At 35.8% G+C, this 20,658-nt stretch carries 14 protein-coding genes, 1 tRNA gene and 2 pseudogenes; 13 read left to right on the forward strand and 4 right to left on the reverse strand.

Annotated features, from left to right (window positions below; translation table 11 throughout):
* Positions 1-551: 551 nt before the first annotated feature.
* Complete coding sequence (locus BARBAKC583_RS04310; RefSeq protein ID WP_005767294.1) at positions 552-1,505, forward strand: lysylphosphatidylglycerol synthase transmembrane domain-containing protein; 954 nt, start codon at positions 552-554, stop codon at positions 1,503-1,505.
* 238 nt (positions 1,506-1,743) lie between these two features.
* On the opposite strand, the gene BARBAKC583_RS04315 is transcribed toward BARBAKC583_RS04310, so the two are convergent.
* Positions 1,744-3,327 carry a TerC family protein gene (locus BARBAKC583_RS04315; RefSeq protein ID WP_011807373.1) on the reverse strand — a complete coding sequence of 528 codons (1,584 nt, stop codon included), beginning with the start codon at positions 3,325-3,327 and terminating at the stop codon, positions 1,744-1,746.
* Positions 3,328-3,794: 467 nt separating this feature from the next.
* Between BARBAKC583_RS04315 and BARBAKC583_RS04320 the strand changes: the two genes are divergently transcribed.
* A tRNA-Lys gene (locus tag BARBAKC583_RS04320) sits at positions 3,795-3,870 on the forward strand.
* 384 nt (positions 3,871-4,254) lie between these two features.
* On the opposite strand, the pseudogene BARBAKC583_RS06960 reads toward BARBAKC583_RS04320, so the two are convergent.
* Positions 4,255-4,500: pseudogene (locus tag BARBAKC583_RS06960) on the reverse strand (late control protein); the annotation flags it as partial.
* Positions 4,501-4,525: 25 nt separating this feature from the next.
* On the opposite strand from BARBAKC583_RS06960, the pseudogene BARBAKC583_RS07225 reads away from it, so the two are divergent.
* The 4 genes and pseudogenes from BARBAKC583_RS07225 to BARBAKC583_RS04340 form a co-directional block, all read left to right on the forward strand.
* Positions 4,526-4,782: pseudogene (locus tag BARBAKC583_RS07225) on the forward strand (YqaJ viral recombinase family protein); the annotation flags it as partial.
* 143 nt (positions 4,783-4,925) lie between these two features.
* A complete protein-coding gene (locus tag BARBAKC583_RS07230; protein ID WP_005767302.1) occupies positions 4,926-5,111 on the forward strand; it encodes a DUF1561 family protein in 186 nt (61 codons plus the stop codon).
* A gap of 1,298 nt (positions 5,112-6,409) precedes the next feature.
* Positions 6,410-8,347 (forward strand): DUF1561 family protein, encoded by a 1,938-nt coding sequence (locus BARBAKC583_RS04335; RefSeq protein ID WP_005767305.1) that lies wholly within the window; start codon positions 6,410-6,412, stop codon positions 8,345-8,347.
* A gap of 364 nt (positions 8,348-8,711) precedes the next feature.
* Entirely contained in the window at positions 8,712-10,661 is a 1,950-nt protein-coding gene (locus BARBAKC583_RS04340) for a DUF1561 family protein (protein ID WP_005767307.1), read from the forward strand.
* Between the two features lie 170 nt (positions 10,662-10,831).
* On the opposite strand, the gene BARBAKC583_RS04345 is transcribed toward BARBAKC583_RS04340, so the two are convergent.
* Both BARBAKC583_RS04345 and BARBAKC583_RS04350 read right to left on the reverse strand, forming a co-directional pair.
* Entirely contained in the window at positions 10,832-12,070 is a 1,239-nt protein-coding gene (locus tag BARBAKC583_RS04345) for a DUF2087 domain-containing protein (RefSeq protein WP_005767309.1), read from the reverse strand.
* A gap of 18 nt (positions 12,071-12,088) precedes the next feature.
* Entirely contained in the window at positions 12,089-12,775 is a 687-nt protein-coding gene (locus tag BARBAKC583_RS04350) for a hypothetical protein (protein ID WP_005767311.1), read from the reverse strand.
* Between the two features lie 98 nt (positions 12,776-12,873).
* Here BARBAKC583_RS04350 and BARBAKC583_RS06970 point away from each other — a divergent pair, with 98 nt between their 5' ends.
* The 7 genes from BARBAKC583_RS06970 (at position 12,874) to parE (ending at position 20,646) form a co-directional block, all read left to right on the forward strand.
* Entirely contained in the window at positions 12,874-13,035 is a 162-nt protein-coding gene (locus BARBAKC583_RS06970) for a hypothetical protein (protein ID WP_005767313.1), read from the forward strand.
* A gap of 183 nt (positions 13,036-13,218) precedes the next feature.
* Positions 13,219-14,406 carry a hypothetical protein gene (locus tag BARBAKC583_RS04355; RefSeq protein ID WP_005767315.1) on the forward strand — a complete coding sequence of 396 codons (1,188 nt, stop codon included), beginning with the start codon at positions 13,219-13,221 and terminating at the stop codon, positions 14,404-14,406.
* Complete coding sequence (locus tag BARBAKC583_RS04360; protein ID WP_005767317.1) at positions 14,400-15,608, forward strand: MFS transporter; 1,209 nt, start codon at positions 14,400-14,402, stop codon at positions 15,606-15,608. Before BARBAKC583_RS04355 ends, BARBAKC583_RS04360 begins: the two co-directional genes overlap by 7 nt.
* 434 nt (positions 15,609-16,042) lie before the next feature.
* Complete coding sequence (locus BARBAKC583_RS04365; RefSeq protein WP_005767319.1) at positions 16,043-16,687, forward strand: LemA family protein; 645 nt, start codon at positions 16,043-16,045, stop codon at positions 16,685-16,687.
* The gene (locus BARBAKC583_RS04370; protein ID WP_005767321.1) at positions 16,687-17,541 is read left to right on the forward strand and encodes a TPM domain-containing protein; all 855 of its coding nucleotides are present in this window, start codon (positions 16,687-16,689) and stop codon (positions 17,539-17,541) included. The genes BARBAKC583_RS04365 and BARBAKC583_RS04370 overlap by 1 nt, the downstream gene beginning before the upstream one ends.
* 221 nt (positions 17,542-17,762) lie before the next feature.
* A complete protein-coding gene (gene lipB, locus BARBAKC583_RS04375; protein WP_005767322.1) occupies positions 17,763-18,488 on the forward strand; it encodes a lipoyl(octanoyl) transferase LipB in 726 nt (241 codons plus the stop codon).
* 79 nt (positions 18,489-18,567) lie between these two features.
* On the forward strand, positions 18,568-20,646 hold the full coding sequence (gene parE, locus BARBAKC583_RS04380; protein WP_005767325.1) for a DNA topoisomerase IV subunit B: 2,079 nt from the start codon (positions 18,568-18,570) through the stop codon (positions 20,644-20,646).
* Positions 20,647-20,658: the final 12 nt, after the last annotated feature.

A 20,658-nucleotide genomic window follows, 5' to 3' on the forward strand; every position in this document is an offset into this window, starting at 1 on the left:
GAGTAACTTTTATGCTCTATTAGACTAAATCATCGTAAAGAAAAAAATTCTTATCACAATGATAAAATTAAATGAATTTATAGTGCCTTTTCATGGTTATAGCACCTCTCTAATACCTCAAGATTGATCATATTGTTACTATTAGCTACAATATTAAGTTGGTAAATGCGTTACATTATTTCTCTAATCAAAAAAGTAAACGTAGGAAGAGCGAATAATTTTGGACAACATCATTAAACAAGAAATTGTTAATACCAAGAACATTAAAGTGCATATAAAGTTGTTTACAATTGCATCATACTATTGAAATAAAATAATGTATAACCAGTATATCTACTCTTAAAGAGAATTTCTTAATTATTGACTATGCTTTATTTGAAGTAGAAATAAGCTATTTTGTTAACATCAATGAAGGTATTTTAGTGACGACCCATAAAGAAATTGCTAATAATATTATTGACCATATGATTGAATAACGATCTGTACCCCCCTATACGAAAATCGTAAATTAACCCTGAAACATGGATGAAAACAAAAATGGATCAAGAAGCATGAAACTAAAGAATTTTATATGGCCATCTGTCGGCATCCTAGCAATGTTGCTATCGATCCGCATCCTTTATATAAAACTCTCTGCTATTTCTTTCACTGATGTATTAAATCGTCTAAGTGATTTAGATATACATCATTGGCTCTTAGCTTGTTTATGCTCATTTGTCGCTTATGCAGCTCTTGCTGGATATGATAGAATTGCCTTACAACATCTCGGTCATAAAATTTCTTGGTTATTTATCACTATATGTTCATTCACAACTTATGCGCTTTCACATAATATAGGTGCTTCAATTTTTTCTGGTGCCATCGTACGTTATCGCGCTTATAAAATGAAAGGATTAAGTGGAACAGAAATCGCAATATTAGTAGGCTTTTGCTCCTTTACTTTTGTAATTGGTACAACTTTGCTTTTTGGCATAGTTCTCATTCTAAAACCTGACATTATTAATCTCATTCACGACGGTCTTCCTGAATGGCTTGGAGTGATAATTGGTGCGCTTTTACTCATGTGTATAGCACTTTATACGTTTGGAAGCTGGCTTCAGTTAAAGCCCTTACGCATAGGTAAAAAATTTCAAATTTCTTACCCAAAGATTAAAATTGTTATTCAACAGCTCCTTATCAGCCCACTAGAACTTTTAGGAGCAGCAGGAATTATATATGCTGTCCTCCCACAACATGCTGATATTTACTTTATTTCCGTACTCGGTGTTTTCTTAGCATCCTTTAGTGTAGCTTTGCTTTCTAATGCCCCTGCAGGAGGAATAGGTGTCCTTGAAGCTTTATTCATAGCAGGCATGCCCAATATAAACCCTGCTGATGTTATAGCAGCCCTTATTGTGTTCAGAATGCTTTATTTGATCATACCCTTTATTATTTCATTGTTCTTTGTAGCCATTTTTGAAGCTCAACAATATTGGAAACAAATACGGCACACTCCACCTAAATGAAAGGTAAACTATACTGCATCTATCTCGTAAGCGGATAGATAATGACTTTTCACTTAGAAAAAAGTGACCACAAATTTCGTTAATAACGTCGGTTAATTTAATGTAAGCGAAATCACTAAAATGATAAACACATTTCTATGTACAAAACTCATATGAAAATATAACGCACGTTATCTAATTATGTGATAAGAGCGAGTGTGTGATCTTCCACTCTTCCAATGAGTAATGATAAATTTAGCTATTTTTGACCTATACAATTAATTTTTTCTGGAAAAATAAGTGGAGAGATAAGGATTTTAGAGATATTCCTGCGATCCATCTCGATCACTTTAAAGGACAAACCTTCAGATTCAAAACTTTCTCCTTCATTTGGCAAATGACCAAAATGCCAAAGCATAAACCCTGCAAGAGTCGTGTAACGATCTGCTTCATCAACAAGATCACGTTCAAGATAACCACTTAAACGACGAATATCCGCATACCTTTCAACAAGAAGACTCCCATCTTCAAGTTTTTCTGCTACAACAGGTTCTTCATCATCATCAGGAAAATCACCAGCAATAGCTTCAAGAATATCTGTCGGCGTTGCAATCCCCTCAAAAGAGCCATGCTCATCAACAATGATCGCAAGCTGGATTGAAGAGTGCCGAAATTGCTCCATCAACCGTAAAACACTTGTATTCTCATGTACAACAAGTGGTTCACGCATGGCTTTTTGCCAATTAATTTTTTCGCCCTCAGCTAAATTTAAAAGCAGATCTTTAGTTAAAGCAACGCCAACAAACTCATCTACTTTTTCATATGCAAGAATTAAGCGACTATGTTTAACTTTCTGTAACTCTTTACGCATTTCATTCTCATCACCGTTCAAATCTAACCATTCAATTTCATTACGCGGTGACATAATAGAACGTACAGGACGATCAGCCAAATCAAGAACCCCACGAATCATTTCTTTTTCTTCTGGCCGAAAAATCTCTGAAGCAGCAGCTTGTTCAACGATAACATCAACAGTTTCGCCAAGATTACCATCCTTTTTTCCACCCCCTAAAAGTCTCAGCACAGCATTTGCTGTCCGCTCACGTAAATCATTTGTTGTAATCATCTTTTCACGATTATGACGTCCAATTTGATTAAAAATTTCAATGAGCACTGAAAAGCCTATAGCTGCATACACATAACCTTTTGGAATATAAAAACCAAACCCTTCAACAACAAGAGTAAAACCAATCATCATGAGAAAGCCAAGACAAAGAATGACAATGGTAGGATGGCGATTAATAAAACGCATAATGGTGCCAGATCCCCACATCATCACAGCCATAGCAACAATAACCGCTATATACATAACAGCCACTTGGTCTTTGTTGATCATACCTGTCGCAGTAATAACACTATCGAGAGAAAATACTGCATCAAGCACAACGATTTGAATAATCACTTGCCAAAAAACAGCATAAATAATGCCTGTTTCTCTTTCATGTGTTACGCCTTCTAAGCGTTCATGTAACTCCATTGTTCCTTTTGCTAACAAAAAGGCCCCACCGCTCACCAAAATCAATTTATGCCAACTAAACGCAAAAGATCCGATGGAAAAAATCACCTTATCAAGACTCATCACCCAACCAATAACTGTGAGTAGAAAAAGCCGCATAACTAAAGCTACTGTTAAACCAATTAATCGCGCACGATCACGCAAATGTAATGGTAATTTTTCTGCTAAAATCGCAATAAAAACAAGGTTATCTACTCCCAAAACAATTTCGAGAAAAATTAACGTAACCAAATCAAACCACGCATGGGGATCAACGATCCATTCCATTACAGTTTATCCTTTTAAAATATTGCAAAAAGCTTAAATGCGCGTTGCTGAAAAAATAAATTCACGAATTTTCGTTTGCACGATTGATCGATAATTCAAATACGTACAAGCTGCTTCCAAAAATACAGAGCTATAAAATACCGCTTACCCCACATGACTGCTGATAAATTTTATAAAATGGAATAACAACCTGTACTGCTTGATACTCCAATAAGGCTCTTCTGATTTTTCTCAGGCATTATGCTCGATATCCTCCTATTATGGCTCCGCATAACAATTAAAACACTTGTTGACAAAATTTTCTATGATGGATCTATTTTTGTAGAAGATCAAGGGGGTACAATATTTTTACATCTTATTAATTAAACTATAAACTTTAATCATCTCATAAAAAAACAACAAAATCATCTGGACATCGTTCTTTAGGAACGTTATAGAACCGCTCATTCTTACTTTTAAGAAATGGCGGGTGATTAGCTCAGTTGGTAGAGCAGCTGACTCTTAATCAGCGGGTCGTGGGTTCGATCCCCTCATCACCCACCAATAGAATCAATGAATTAGCGTAAAATATCAAAATATAAAATTTTTTATGTATGTAGCTTGCCACCAGGTTTTGTATAATTTGCCACCCGGTTTTGTACCAATTCATTTTTTTTCAAGGGATTTTTAAAAGATTTTCAAAGGTCATTGAAAGCTCCTTTCATGCATCTTTTTTCCTTGGCTCAACATTCAACAATCTCATCTGAAAATGCATCGTTGCTTGGTTGAGGAATGGGGACAACTTGCACCTATTGCATGATGAAGAGAAATTCGGTCAATTTGACCGAATTTCTCTTCCCAAGACCAAAGTGCAAACTTGGCACTTCGATCTAAAATGCACCTCAACTGATCAAAGGGGCAAGTTGCCCCTTTGAGTGTCTGTTTCTACTAGATTTCATTTTCTCCTGCTTCCTTGCCCTTATTCGACGCTTCTAGGGTAATGGCTGTCGTATAGCCGCTTGTTTTCTTATAGCGATAGATAACTATTTTTCCATAAGCCATTAATTTCACCACGAAACCCTTGCAACAAGAGAGACTGTGCAGCCATAATTTCTGGTTGTCCCTCCAGCAGCAAAGAACCACTGCTGATAGCACGGCAGAGTTACCTAATTCTGATACCGCAGCAGCCAAAGCTTATTTTTGGCATATGGCTGTAGAAATTGAGCATGAAGATAAAGCAATTGAAGAATATAGTTTTATCTATGATATCCATGTAACCTGATGCGGTTTTTTCATATCCCATCCAACACTTAAAATGGCTGAAGCTAGTCCTGACGGCCTGATTGGGAAAGATGGATTAATCGAGATTAAATGCACGCTTTCAACAGCGCATTACGCTTTTTCCTAAATGGCGATAATTAAATCTGAATATCTCTTACACAAATGCAGTTCCAAATGGCCTATACAGGACGAAAATAGTGCGATTTTGTAAACTACGATCCACGGTTTACAGACCAATCAGCCAGATTAAAGTGAAGATAATGCTTCTTGAGATATTTCTTCTTTGTTAAACGAGCATAAAAGTCCAATCCTGGATTATGAAGGTCCATCCATTAAGAATGACTCAATATGGCTGTAATTGGGATTTTCTTTATATAGTTAAACTTGAGTATATTGATAAAGATACTAAAGAATCCCCAGAATCCTCTTTTATTTTTGCTAAGAACATTGAACAATGGAAATTTAGGGAATACACTGACTATTGCCCGGCTCTTGGGAAAAGAGAATGTTACCAATGTTGTTAAGTATGAATAAAACGGTCTATACCTCGTGCTCTCACCAAAGTAGTACAAAGATTATAGCAGATCGCTATGAGCACTAGTTCTACGAAGCAAGAATCCATAGCCTTTTGTGGAATCTGTATGATCCAGATTATGGAAAATATTCGCTGAATTGGAAACACGTTCTTTAATAGCCCCTCTTCGAAGTGGAGGTTATTTTTTTGATACGGCTTGTGGTTAGAACCCGTTTACTTCACTTAGCAAATATTTCCTGATCTTACTGGATAGACTTGAATCTACAATGTATCATACTAACTTACCTTGGCGTGTAGGAGAAGATAGCTTTATAGGAACAAGTAGAGTAACTTGTGCAATAGCTTCAATATAGTTCCTGCGTATGAAGAATGGCGACTTTCTAGTATTGCAAAAATGCCAGAAGATACAAGAACCTTACTTGGAAGTCTTTGGATTCATCATCCTGCAACAACTTGGTTTATTTCATTTATCAAATCAAGAGGTAATAGAAAATCTGGTTGGTCACGCCCAACCTTTTAAAAACAAATCAAGGTTTTTTGTTTAATCCTTACAAAGGTGCGAGATACATCATCTTTTGAAAGTTTCGAATATAATATTCGCGCAATGATAAACGCAGACATATTAATTAATTAGTCACCTTTCTGCAGGGTATTCTCAAATTCATGCATTCATGATTTCTCAAATGGCTCAAAGAGATGTAATCTCTTTGAGTAACTAATATCTCGTAATAATTGTACTGGAAAAAAAGAAGATAGCAGGAGAGGCAGTAGATAACTCCCAAGAATTTCTCTCATTAACCAGTGTTTCAGTTTTCCTTTCACAAAGTTTGTCGATATTTGCTTTTCAAGAGTGAAATTCAAGGCGCAAAACGATCAATAAGTTGGCACGCTAATCTGAATGATGTTTATTCACTCAAGCCTTAATCATCAATAACAAATAAACACCCTATCCTTAAAACTTAAAACATATTTGACGCGCTTTTATAGGACAGCTCTCTGAGCTTAATTGCAAATTTTCATGCAGGTAGGATACCTAATTATGCCTGCTCTTCAGCAATCTCATCACAGTGCCTTTCTCCTAATTATAATGAAGGTTCATGTTTAAACAACCTCCATTACAAATAGAAAACCATAAACAAACCACAAACATAACATCAATAAATCACGAATTTATTGTTCTATCCAAAATCCCATCCCCTTGTTCTTCATTCAGGACGTGGCGATCAAGCACATTTTCCAACTCACACCTCAATATCATAGCGAAAACGACGTCAAAGGAAACACACAATGAAATCGAAGCTGTTGTTGTTCTTGTCTAGCCTCTTATTGTCTCTTCATACTTCTTTTGCCGCACCTATTCCTGCTCAAGTCCTGCAAACCCCTACGGACCATCCTCATGACAAAGCTATTCATGTTAAAGTCCATACAGGATATGAATATTGCTATGCCCCTATCTTTACAAAAGGAGAGGGCTACATCTATCTCAGTGATTGTTCTTCCTCTAACGTTAAATTCGCTCGCTATGATCTCTTTGAAAGAGTCGCCTGGAATATCAACGACACCTGGTTGTGCATGACTGCTCCTAGCTCTGTTACAGGCATTGACGGAAGCTCCACCGCTAACTGGGATTATCTGCTCTTACGGCCTTGTGTGATCAATGATCAAAATCAACGCTGGATCATTAAAGACAGAAGCTTCTACACAGCCGATGGAAGATTTCGTGTTAAAGATTATAGATGGTATGCCTATATTTCAAAAAACGAGAAAGATTATTATGACCATCATTTAACTTTTGAAATGAACCACTGGACACAAACGATTTCTCCTCCTGGGAATCTCAGTTCTAAGACCTTTGTCGCCTGGCTATATGTCAATACATATCCTCCTGTATTTGCCCTCTATTATCTGCAAAATGACTCCTCCTCCCTCTCTACAACGCCACTGCCTCTTTACTACAATCCAGAAAATGGCCATATCGCTCAATATTACACTGCCTCTGGGGATTTCTATTGTATGGTTTCTCAACAATCTGCTGAAGATGATTGGAATTGGGTAAAATGGCAACCTTGTACGGATAAAGTTCCTTCAAGTAAGGATGCCTCTTTTTGGGATATTTCTCAGTTAGATGAGACTGAAGGTCTTATTTTGGATTCTCAAGGTAATCCGCTAAGAGTAACGCAATATGGTATTTATTGGGGGGTCCCTTACACAGCAAAGCCCAGTTATATTAAACAAGACACCAGCAACTCGCCAACCTCTAATTTTCTGTTTTCTGCTGATATTGAAAAATGGAACCGTTATGTGAATGGGAATTTAGGAGAAACACTTTCTTATTGCCCTGCTCCTGGAAATAAGAAAAATATTCTGCAAGCTTCTCAGACACGAAAAAAACGACAGTTACCTCCTGAATTTACTCTCTCCGATGAATGGACAAAAAGACTATGGGAAATCTCTAGAAGTAATACTAAAGAAGGTGAAGAAATAATTGGCTATTGTGGAATTTGCATAATGCATGCTTTACAAATACTTGCTGAGTTAGAAGAATATTCTCAAAGAACGCCTCTTCAAGATGGAGAAGGATATTTCTTTGATACAGCTCATAATATAAATCCATTTATTTCACTTCGTCAGAGATTTCCTAGAATTGTAGAGAGACTCGAAGTTACAGAAGAATTTTTTACAATTCCTTATGGGCCAGAAGAAAATATGCCCATACAATCAAATAGAATATCTCGGGTAATAGCATCAACATTCTTATCTCGACATCTTTGGAGATCTTTAGCCATTGCAAGAACAGCAGAAGAGATGAGAAGTGCAACTCAAACGCTGTTGAATACTCCCCTTGGAACGCTTGGATTTATAACAACTATTGAACAGAGTTCTGAAGGAGAAATTAGTTCTCATGTCCAACCTATTGTAAGAACAAGAGATGGGTTATTCTTAATCCCTACAAACACACCGGATTTCAGTCTTGAAATGTATAGGAGGAACATTATCAATGTAACAAGCCCAGAGATATTAATTTATCATCTTTCAGATTTTGGCACTCGAACACTACTTTCATTCTCAGTTACTCAAATGGTTTCGTTATCTCTACCTCCATATGATCTTTATCTCTCTCAAAACAATTGTACTGGAGAAGGAGAGCATAGAAGAGGCAATAGAGAACTTCCAAGAGTTTCTATTATCAATCAGTGTTTAAGTGGTAGATGTGCCATTCAATAAAAATATGGCATAGCCTTTTAGGCCTTTGAGAACTCCATTTTTCCAAATGCATAAAAATCGTATTAAGTGCATTAATCAGACGCTCAAAATCAAAAATAAACACAAATATAATCAGCTCCATCCATCACATAACATAAAGCGAAACATCATTTCTGCACCCTGGTAAATCACCATCCCTTGTAGAATTTTTTTTGATTTCTGTGAACTCGACGCTATGTGAGAAAAAAACAATATAAACAAGCCATAAAAAAATCATTCTTCCAGAGTATTATAAGTTCTATCGTTCAAGATAGCTATGTAAGGCGTCATTTTTTCGGTTATAACTCATCAACAAAAAGCGGGAAAGAAATTAAAAGGAAACGCAATGAAATTGAAACTGTTTTTCTTCTTCCTTAGCTTACTATTGACCATTCAGACTTCTTCTGCAGCTCCTGTTCCTGGAGTGATTCAAAAACCTCCTGATCGTCCTCATGATAAAGCTATTAAAATTAGAGTCCATACAGGAGGCGAATACTGTTATACTCCCACCTTTACAGAAGGAATGGGCTATATTTACATCAATGATTGTTCTTCCTCTACCGTCAAAGCGCGATATGACCTATTTCAAAGAGTTGCCTGGAATATCAATGATACCTGGTTATGCATGACAGCCCCTGAATCCATTACAGGGAGTGATAGCAACTCCTCTGCTAATTGGGATTATCTTACTTTGAAGCCTTGTGTGATCAATGATCAAAATCAACGCTGGATCATTAAAGACGGAGGTTTCTATACAGCCGATGAGAGATTCCGCGTTAAAGATACTCATTGGTATGCATATATTTCAAAAGATTCAAAAGCTTCTTATGACCATCAATTAACCTTTGAAATGAAGGACTGGAGCTCAACGGTTTCTCCTCCTGGTAATATCAGTTTTAAAACATACGTAGCATGGTTATATGTTAGTGTATACCCTCCTTTATTTGCCCTCTATTATCTGCAAAATGACTCTTCCTCCATCTCTACAACGCCGCTGCCTCTTTATTACAATCCAGAAAATGGTCATATCGCTCAATATTACGATTCATATGGGTCTTTCTATTGTATGGCTTCCAAACAAACTACTTCACAAGATTGGAATTGGGTACAATGGACAGAGTGTACAGATAAAATTCCTTCAAAGAAGGATTCAACCTTCTGGGATGTTTCTCAGTTAAATGGAAATGAAGGTTTTATTCTGGATTATCAAGGCAATCCGTTAAGGGTTACTCAATATGGTACCCGTTGGGGTGTCCCTTATACAGCAAAAACGAGTTATATACCAAAAGACACAACAAACTCTCCAACATCTAAGTTTATTCTTTCTACTGATATTGAACAATGGAATCGTTACACGAATGGGAATTTAGGGGAAACACTTCCTTTTTGCCCTGCTCCTGGAAAAAAAGGGAGTATTTTGCAAACTTCTCAAGCGCGAAAGGGGCTATTTTTACCTCCTTGGTTTACCCTCTCTGAGGCATGGATACAAAGACTATGGCAAATCGCTAGAAGCACCGTAGATGGAACGGAACGAATTGGCTTTTGCGGTATCTGCATGTTGCAAACTTCGCAAATGCTTGCTGAATTGCAAGAAAATTATCAAACTCCTACCTATCAGGATGGAGCAGGTTATTTCTTTAATACGGCTTTTGGTAGGGATCCATTTGTTTCATTGCGTTCTAGATTCCCTCATATTGCAGAAAGGCTGCAAATGACAGAAGTATATTCTGAAACGCCTTTTACTCCAACAGAGGATAGACATGAACGAGCGAACAGAGCATGTAATGTAATGATATCAACATTTTTACCCGACGTTATGTGGAGATCTTCAGCAGTTGGAAGAGCAAGCGCAGAAATAGCAAGAACACTTATAGGCCTATTTCGCATTCCTCCTGGAACGATTGGGTTTGTTGAAGTTGTTAGAGAGAATACAGAGCGTACAGGCTACGTTGCTCATGCACAGCCTTTTATAAGAACACAGGAAGGGATCATATTAATTCCTACCAATGCACCTCAATTGAGTCTTGACGAATTCCGTCAATCTCTGACCCCAATACCAACAACACAACAAGGTTTAGAAAGATTAGTTTTATATCTTTCAGTGAGAGGCTCTCAACCAATTCGTTCAGTCTCAACTTTTGAAATGGTTCAGTTAACCTTACCCTCTTTGAATGTTTATATGTCTCAAAGAGATTGTACTGGAGAAGGTGATCATAGAAGAGGTAGCAGGCAACTTCCAAGCACTTCATCCATTAATGAATGTGCTAGCGGTGGCGGCAGGTGTTCCCCACGATAAATAAAGGTTTTGAAACTATGAAAGAGTTTGGTAGGAAGATAAGAAAAAATCAGACTATATGATTTTCTTAGAACAGTAAAAAATGCCAAACTCTTTCAATAAAGACCAGTATATATCGAAAAAGTGATCTTCATCTTATGATGAAGATCACTTTCGTGTCTTGGTAAATACTAACAAACACGTTCATAGGTGTTAAGTTCACGTTTTAAATATCCATTATCAACTAAACAGCGTCTCAATCTCGCATAATCATCACTAAAGAGAGAACAAATTTTGGAAATTTCGAACTCGCTATAAGTTCTATTTAAATCAAACGCATTCACAATTTTGCTTAATATCTCTTGTGTCTCAAGCTGCTGGTCATTTAATTCTTTATTATCCCTTTTTCTGCTTTGTAAAGTTATATTCCAAGAATCTGTAACCACTTGCCATTTTTTTTCATTATATTCAATCAAGCCAATAGAGTGTAAACGAGCAACAGCTTTGTTAACCTTTTTGATGTCTAATTCTGTCACAGTACAAATTTCTGAAATACTCTTTTCTCCTAAAATTATTGCGGCATAAATTAATCGCAACTCTGCATTAGCCATTACCCCATGAAAAGCAGAAATTTTAAGATCATTTTGTAATTTTTCTTTTCCTATAGGAAATTGACTAGAACGAATTGGTATTTCATCCATCTCTAATAATTCTTCCTGCAGTGATTGTTGACGAAAAACTAATTCAGATGGTAGCCTTTTGCGAATAATACCTAAACCACTTTGGCGATATTTATGTAATTCAGGTATCGTTATTACCTCATAACTATAATCAAGCCTACTTATAATCTCTTCCCATAGAGGTGTACGAACGCGTCTTAATAATTCTTTACTATCTGAAGAAATTTGCGCTAAAATTATTGGTTCATGTAAAATTAAATACCCCCCTTCAGCAATATGAGGCCAAAGAGTTGCTACAAACCGAACATCATCAGCAAGTGAGCCTGCATCAATCCAAGCAAAGTCAATTTTTCCCCAAGATGTGATTATTTTATCATCAATGTCAAAAAAATTTCTTTGAACCATAGTAATAAATTCGAGATTTGTTTTATCTGCTTGTATAGTATCCCATATCTCCTGCGCAGATTGGCCAAGCGCTGTAAAATCATCTATGGTTATGAGATGGGGGTTATAATCTGCTGGTACATGTGAAGGATCAAGTACTTCTGTACGTTCTTGCCATATATTTTTTTCAATTATTTCTTTGTCATTAATCCATTCTTCTTTCGCTTTTTTAAGAGCTTCAAGAATAAAAATTGTGCTATCGCCTGCACCAATTTCAATAACAAGGTTTGGGCGCACCATTTTTAGTAAGGCACTAATAAGCTCAGAACTATTTTCTGTTCCCATTCCTGGTCTAATAAGGTTCATACTTCTCCCCCTTTTATTTCAAAATAAACGCAATATACCAGCTTCAATAAAAGTGCATAGAGTATTTTTCATGGTGTCAGAGAGGTTCGTTATGGGCCACTCCATAGTATGAGGCTTTGATAATTTATTTAAAAAATTTTTTGCTTGCGCATCTACCAAAAATACCCGACCATTTAATGGATTTATTACTTTGTAACCAGCCTTAAACGTTACAATTATACATGTTGGTTCCCGTATAATACCGCTTGGTATATTTTCTAAAAACAGTTGATTAGTTTCGAGGATACCATGGCGTAATAACGTTACATATATTTCACTTGAACTATAACGCTTCCCATTTAATAGGATAGGGAACATTTCTTTTATTTTTCGTCCATACTTTAAATTATCATAGGTCTTAACATCAATATTTATAAAAACTTTCGATCGTTCAGATAAAATTGAAATTTCTTCAATAGATGGAATTCCAAAAATAGCTAACATATTTTTAACAATGCACACGTTTTTAGAAAAATAAATATCTGCCTCTGGATTAAGTCTCTCTGGATAGGGATAATATGCGTTTTTAAGAATAGGTAATTTAGACCTCTTGAGTTCAATTTGAGAGTATTTTTCGTGTATATTATGCTGATAATACTCTATTAATTGCCAGGCATAGGCACCTGTAAATTTGTAGAAATTTATATGAAATGGATCTTTTTCCATATTATCCCCCTCGTTATTTAAAATTTATTCATATCTTGACTTTACAATTTAAAATTGCAATGATTGTTGTTTATCACAAAATTTAGGGAGATAATTCAATGAATATTTTATTAGATAAAGTAGAAGAATTCGAAGAAATTACTAAGGCTACATTGCTTAGAAAAGAAAATGAATTTTGTTTTTTTATTTCAGAGATATTGCCTGTAATTAGACATGTAAAATATGCACAAGTTCATATCGATGAAGATATGATTGTTTAATAGCTCTTTTGTAATTTAAAGATGCGTATAGAAAGACTAATTTAGAGAACTAAAATTTTATAACGTTAGCCTTTTCAGGCTGTATCACGCCAATATCTTTATATAATTGGTTATTTTATAAAAAACTAATAAATGAACGATACTTATAAAATATTACATTAGATTTATGGGGGAAATATAAAAATGATACCCTTATTTTCTCAGCAATTTGCACGAGAAATTTGGAGTAAAAAAGCGATTGAGCTATCAACGGATTTTATCCCTTTTTCTGACAATCAACTCTTGAGCGCATTACACGCATACACACATTCGTACGATAAAATACGATTTTTAAATAATATTGCATCCGTTAATATCTCTATTAATGGTGAAAAACCACAAAAGCCTTCAAAAGATTTTTTGGTTTTGGACACCGACCATACACTCGATGATTATATTTCTCGGATTGACAAAATAATTGGTAATGATGACTGGTCACTAATGTATTTTGGCCTTTCTGCAGCTGATCCCCGCATGTGGGATGCAGCTAAAATATTTTCTGATAAGCTTGCAACTTCTATAGGAAAGCGCCCAGGTGGGCGAGTTGATGTCGACTGTTTTATTGGGCGATATTCTTGTACCCATGCCGGGATACACACAGATTATGCTCATAATTTTGCATATACACTGCGTAATGGAAAAACTATGTACACTTGGCCAAAGGATAGACTTGACCTTGTTGGGCTTAAATATCCGCATTATGAAAAGTATAAATGCGAAAGTATAGCCTTAAAAAACAATACAGGATGTGTTGCCTACTTTCCTCATGATTTTATGCATGTTGCCGAAACAAAAGAAAATATTTCTGTCAATGTGAATCTTGCTTTTTGGGAATATTCCAGTGCTGCTAAAGATCACGCAGATCACCTAAGAAAAATGATTTCTATCCCCCAAAGGACACATTATAACATCATTCATTCTGGGCTAGTTAATCTCAATCCAGATGACCAATTACAACTTTCAACATTAGATGCCATTTTAAAAAACGGCCACTTAAAAAAGTATATGGCATCTCAGAGCTTAATCATGGACACAAGCTCTCGGATCGGAATTGCTCGCCCTCCTATAGAAGTAGTCAATATTAGAAATAATATCCATTTGGAACACAATACAACACTCCAATGGATTATTCTATTAGAATCAGAAGAAATTCTTATTTCCGCTAATGGCCACTGCATATGTGTTCCTTACCGTATATCTTTTTTAAAAATCATGCATCAACTCGTTAATAGAGAAACTGTAAATTTAACTGAATTCTCTAATCACGAAAAAGAATATCAAGAAATTCTACGCTTTATTAAGAGTTTAGCGTGTTGGAAAGCCATATGCTAAACAAATATAAGCCCGTTATTTTACAATTTTGTATCTGTCTCATGCTAACTTTTGCCAGCTTAGCTGATGAAACAGCACAGATAACTTTCGCCTTAACACTTGCAGAGAATACCCATTTTATCTCTATGCTTTTGTCGACAGGATTGTTATGCGGTATTCTTGCTAATTTTTCTGCACCTTTACTGTTACATCAGTTTGGTGCCTACCGACTTATCATTAATATTTTTTATATTGAATCTCTCTTAATTGTAATAGCTGCTTTCATGGGATCCTTTTGGGCTTATATTTGTCTAGCAGCAGGCTTAGGGTCAGTTCTGGCATTACTTTGGTCGGCAGTTATGGTGGCTATACCAGATTTTGCTCAAAATGAACATCAACTTGATTGGATAAATCGTGTAGTACAAACTATGCGTAACTTTGGTTACATTGGTGGTCCAATTTTAGGGAGTTTATTTTTTACCTATTTACAGCATAGTTATGGTTTAATTTACCTTGCTATACTGGTTCTATGTGCTGGATTTATTGTATTGTTATGTTTTAATTTACTGAAGATAAATAATATCAAACAAACTAAAAATGAGCATCTCCCTCATAGTACGAAAAAATATCTAGACTTTATCGGTCTATTTAAGAAAAAAACTGTTTTTTGGGTTTTACTGCCTTTAGTCATTACGATAGCTTTTAGCTCAGCTGAAAATGTTATGTTAATTATCTATATCCGTAAAATTTTACAATTTGATGCAACATCTTATGGATGGATCTTAAGTAGTACAAGTATTGGGCTAGTTGTTGGACCGCTATTATTTACTGGTTTTTTTAAAATTTTAGGAGAAGCCCCTGGAGCTTGTTTGGCTGCAGCGGGTATTGGTACAGGAATATTCTGCTTATCCTTAACTTCCAATATATGGGTTATCATCATATCTTCTCTCTTAATTGGAATATCCAATGGCGTACAAAATACCCTTATGGCCACTTTTATGATGAATAATATTAAAAAAGATGAGCGCAAACAACAAATGCCTGCCTATATCTTTATAGTACAAAGCTCAGTATTAGCTGGTTTCTTCAGTGCTGGCTTTATTGCTTTGGACTATATACAAATAAGTTTAACAATAATTGGTATAATGACGATACTTGCTGGCTGTACGGGGATTATTGCTAATCTTTATCAACAAAAATTTAAACCCAAAAGCAATCTATAACTCAGACTTTTTAAGATACTAATTTACACCCTACATCTTCTTTTTTTCATCAATAAAGTAGAAAATGTATTTTTTTAAGACTTATTGTCCTCTATATGTCCATGCTGCTGATACTAATAATTTTGGTTAATTCAAAATATTGTATGATCTAAAATCAAAGTGCATGAGCCTATAGGGAACATAAAAATTTGTAAAAAACTATAAAATTGCGTTTTTTTACATTACAAAAGCACACTTTCCTTATCTACATCATAGGAAAACTTGTGGAAGGTTCTTTTGCGTAGCTCTTCAAACAATATTTTAAGTAGCAATTAGTATAGCATTGTTAAAAGAAAAATGATGATTTCTTGTTTTATGGAAATAGAATTTCCTATTTGCAAAATTCAAAATAATTTTCATTTAATATAATACATAAACAATTTTGGATAATTCTTATGCTCGATACACAAACTGCAAGAATTTTTTCTATTCATCCTGTCATGAAGATATTACAAAAATTCTCAATTGCTATTTTTTTAATAGCTCTCGTACCATCTTTAAGTGGCTGCGGATTTAATACAATACCAACGAATGAAGAAAGAGTACATGCGTCTTGGAGTGAAGTTCTAAACCAATATCAGCGCCGCACAGACCTCATTCCCAATCTTGTAGAAACTGTTAAAGCTTATGTATCTCATGAGAAAGATGTTTTGACTGGTATTACAGAAGCACGTGCAAAAGCAACACAAACAAACATCAATACTGATATGCTAAATAATCCAGAAATGATGCAGAAATATTTTGAAAATCAAGCAAATTTATCAAGTTCACTCTCGCGTCTTATGGCTATTGCCGAAAACTACCCTGATCTTAAAGCGAGTCAAAATTTCCTTGCTCTTCAATCACAATTAGAAGGAACTGAAAATCGTATTACCATTGCTCGCCGAGATTATATCGAAGCAGTACGCATATATAATACAGCACTCAAAACAATGCCTGCAATGCTCTGGGCAAAATTATGGTTCCGTGATGCTAAACCTATAAAAACTTTTACCATTGATACCAATGCCCAACAAATACCGAAGATTGATTTTAATTAATGGTACGTTTCGCTATGTTTATTCAACGTGCTACCTTCTTCCCTTATTTATGGGTTCTCATAAGCCTTTTATATTTGGTTGTTGCATCAAATAATGTTGCCTATTCACAAACTCAATTTCCGATCTTGACTGGTTATGTTAACGATGGTGCCCATTTACTTGACCACACAACAATAGAAGATCTAACAGAAAAGCTAGATGTGCTGGAAAAGAAAACTGGAAATCAAGTTGTCATTGCAACTGTCCCTACTCTCTCAGGAATTGATATTGAGACTTATAGTAATTCTCTTTTTCGTACATGGAGCTTGGGGCAAAAACAGATCAACAACGGTGTGCTTCTTGTCGTTGCCCCAAATGAGCGTGAAGTGCGTATTGAAGTAGGCTATGGTTTAGAGGGTGAGTTAACAGATGTAATTTCTGCAGTCATTATTAATAATTTCATTCTTCCTAGTTTTCGTGAAGGAAATTATCAAGAAGGAATCGTGAAAGCAATTAATGCAATTATCAATATTACTGTAGAAAAAAATTCTGATCTTACCAATAAAATTAAAAAACAAGCTGAAATTCTTGAAACAAAACATAAACAAGCTAAAAAAGAAAAAATAATAACAAATATAGTTATGTTTCTCATCTTTTTTATAATGGTTTGCTTGCCTATTCTTGCAATGATTTTTGGTGAAAAAGTAGCTCCACGTCAATATCGTTGGATGGGTATCATCTTTACACTTTGGTTTACCAACATGAATGCCGATGGAAGGTATATGAATAGAAGTTTCCGTGGGCATTCATCTAGTCGTAGATTTAAGGGGGGTGGAGGATCATCTGGTGGTGGTGGCGCATCAGGAAAATGGTAAAAATAGAAACAAACAATTCCGTAGAGCATGATCATTTTTTTTCATATAAAAACGCAATACCCAAACAACCTCAAATGAGATAATAAGCTAAAAAAGTATAACGAACTCAATGATGAAGATCTTTATTTTCCGTTTTAATAAATATTGCTGATATTTTCTTTGTATGATTTTTGCTAACATAAAATACAACCCCAATGTAAATATTGTTGAGGATATTCCAATTGCAACACACTAGTCGTGATCACTTATCATATAATTTCAAAACAACTGCCCCCCATCCACCAGTTGAATGGAAAATAAGTGATGGCTTAGTCGAATATCCTGAAGCACTCCGCTATATGCAAAAACGCGTAGAAAATATTTATGCAAAAATCGCTCATGAACAAGTTTGGCTTTTAGAACACCCCTCCCTTTATACAGCTGGGACAAGTGCAAATAAAAATGATCTTTTAATACCCCATGTATTTCCTGTCTATGAAGCAGGACGCGGCGGCGAGTTTACATATCATGGTCCAGGACAACGTATTGCTTATATTATGCTTGACCTTAAACGCCGAAAACAAGACATTCGTGCTTTCATTAGTGCATTAGAACAATGGATCATACAAACACTTGCACAATTTAATATTAAAGGTGAACGTCGTGAAGATCGGATCGGTGTTTGGGTTGTAAGACCTGATCGTCCATCAATAATAAGCGGTATACCCGCAGAAGATAAAATTGCTGCTATTGGCATACGTGTACGAAAATGGATTAGCTTTCACGGTATTTCTATCAATGTTGACACTGATTTAACACACTATTCAGGCATTGTTCCCTGCGGAATAACAAATCATGGTGTCACCAGTTTACTTGATTTAGGTTTGCCCATAACTATACACGATGTTGACAATGCTTTAAAAAAAGCATTTGAACAAATTTTTGGTCCAACAATTGATGTTTCTTAAGTGCATTGATTTTTAAATAAAAAATAGGCATAAAGCTTTATTTTAAGAAAATTCAAATTTAGGTAGATAATTAAGTAATATGAGCAATGACAATAAAGATCTTTTTAGTGTTCTAAATCATGCTCAGTCCCGTATAGACAGGAAAGAAAACACTCAATATACTTCAGCGCACTCAGAAATAGTCGTTCCAGCCGTTCCGTTATCTTCACCCCATCATCATAAAGAAGACAGCACCTATAATGCCTCATCTATTCGAATACTTGAAGGTTTAGAACCTGTACGTTTACGACCTGGAATGTACATCGGTGGCACAGATAGCAAAGCACTCCACCATTTATTCTCTGAAATTATTGACAATGCGATGGACGAAGCCGTTGCAGGTTATGCTGATTTGATTGATATAACATTGGACAGCAACAATTATCTGACTGTCACAGATAATGGACGTGGCATTCCTATTGAAAATCATCCCCAAATACCGGATAAATCTACCCTTGAAGTCATTATGACACATCTTCATTCAGGTGGAAAATTTGATGGAAAAGCCTATCAAACTTCTGGTGGATTACATGGAGTGGGCATTTCTGTCGTTAACGCCCTCTCTGATGATATGGAAGTAGAAGTCGCACGAGAGCGCAAACTTTATCGCCAACGTTTCTCACGCGGAATTCCTCAATCTGGGCTAGAAGAATTAGGCGATGTTTATAATCGTCGTGGTACACGAGTTTGTTTTCATCCTGATAGTCAAATTTTTGGCGAAAACACAGCTTTTGACCCAGAAAAAATTTATAAAATAGCGCGCTCTAAAGCCTATCTCTTCAATGGAGTGAAAATTCGTTGGAATTGTGATCCTGCGGCACTTAAAGATGCAAAAAACATCCCTGAAAAAGATGTTTTTTACTTTCCAGATGGACTGAAAGATTATTTATCATTATCACTGAAAAATAAACATCTTGTAACAGCTGAAATTTTTTCTGGTAAAACACAACAGCTTAGTGGCCATGGTTCAGTTGAATGGGCGATAGCTTGGCACAATGGTGATGCCTATATACAATCTTACTGTAATACCATTCCTACTGAAGAAGGTGGAACACATGAAACAGGACTAAGACAAACTCTTCTCCGTGGATTGAAAGCTTATGCTGAATTAATAGGAAATAAGCGTGCCTCGATCATTACTTCTGATGATGTTATGGCTTCAACAGTTGTAATGCTCTCAGTCTTTATTAAAGATCCTCAGTTTGTTGGACAAACAAAAGATCGATTAGCCACAACTGAAGCACAACGTATCGTTGAAAATGCAATACGTGATCCTTTCGATCATTGGCTAGCTAATTCTCCCCATGAAGCAACAAAACTACTAAATTGGGTTATTGAACGAGCTGAAGAACGTCTCAAACGACGTCAAGATAGAGAAATAAATCGAAAAACTGCCGTACGTAAATTACGCTTACCTGGAAAATTAGCAGATTGTAGCCAAAATTCTGCCGCTGGTGCTGAATTATTTATTGTTGAAGGTGACTCTGCTGGTGGTTCTGCTAAACAAGCGCGTAATAGAACAAATCAAGCAATTTTACCTCTGCGTGGAAAAATCTTAAATGTAGCAAGTGCTGCACGTGAAAAAATGAGTTCAAGCCAAACGATCGCCGACCTAATACTCGCACTTGGATGTGGAACGCGTTCTAAATATCGTGAAGAAGATCTCAGGTACGAACGTATTATCATTATGACCGATGCAGATGTTGACGGTGCGCATATTGCTTCACTCTTAATTACTTTCTTCTTTCAAGAAATACCTGATCTTATTCGTGCAGGACATCTGTATCTCGCTGTGCCTCCCCTTTACAGAATATCACAAGGAGGAAAGGTTGCTTACGCACGCGACGATTCTCATAAAGACGAGTTGCTAAAAACTGAATTTACTGGAAAAGGTAAAATTGAAATTGGACGTTTTAAAGGCCTTGGAGAAATGCGTGCCGAGCAACTTAAAGAAACAACGATGAATCCTAAAAAACGTACACTTTTACGTGTTTCTATTGATACTTTTGAAATGCAAGAAACTAAAGAAACAGTGCAAAATCTTATGGGAACTAAACCGGAAGAACGGTTCCGCTTTATACAAGAAAGCTCTACTTTCGCAAATAATTTAGATATCTGATTTTCAAAAGTT

Origin of the sequence: Bartonella bacilliformis KC583 (assembly GCF_000015445.1) — a bacterium.
GTDB classification, from domain to species: domain Bacteria; phylum Pseudomonadota; class Alphaproteobacteria; order Rhizobiales; family Rhizobiaceae; genus Bartonella; species Bartonella bacilliformis.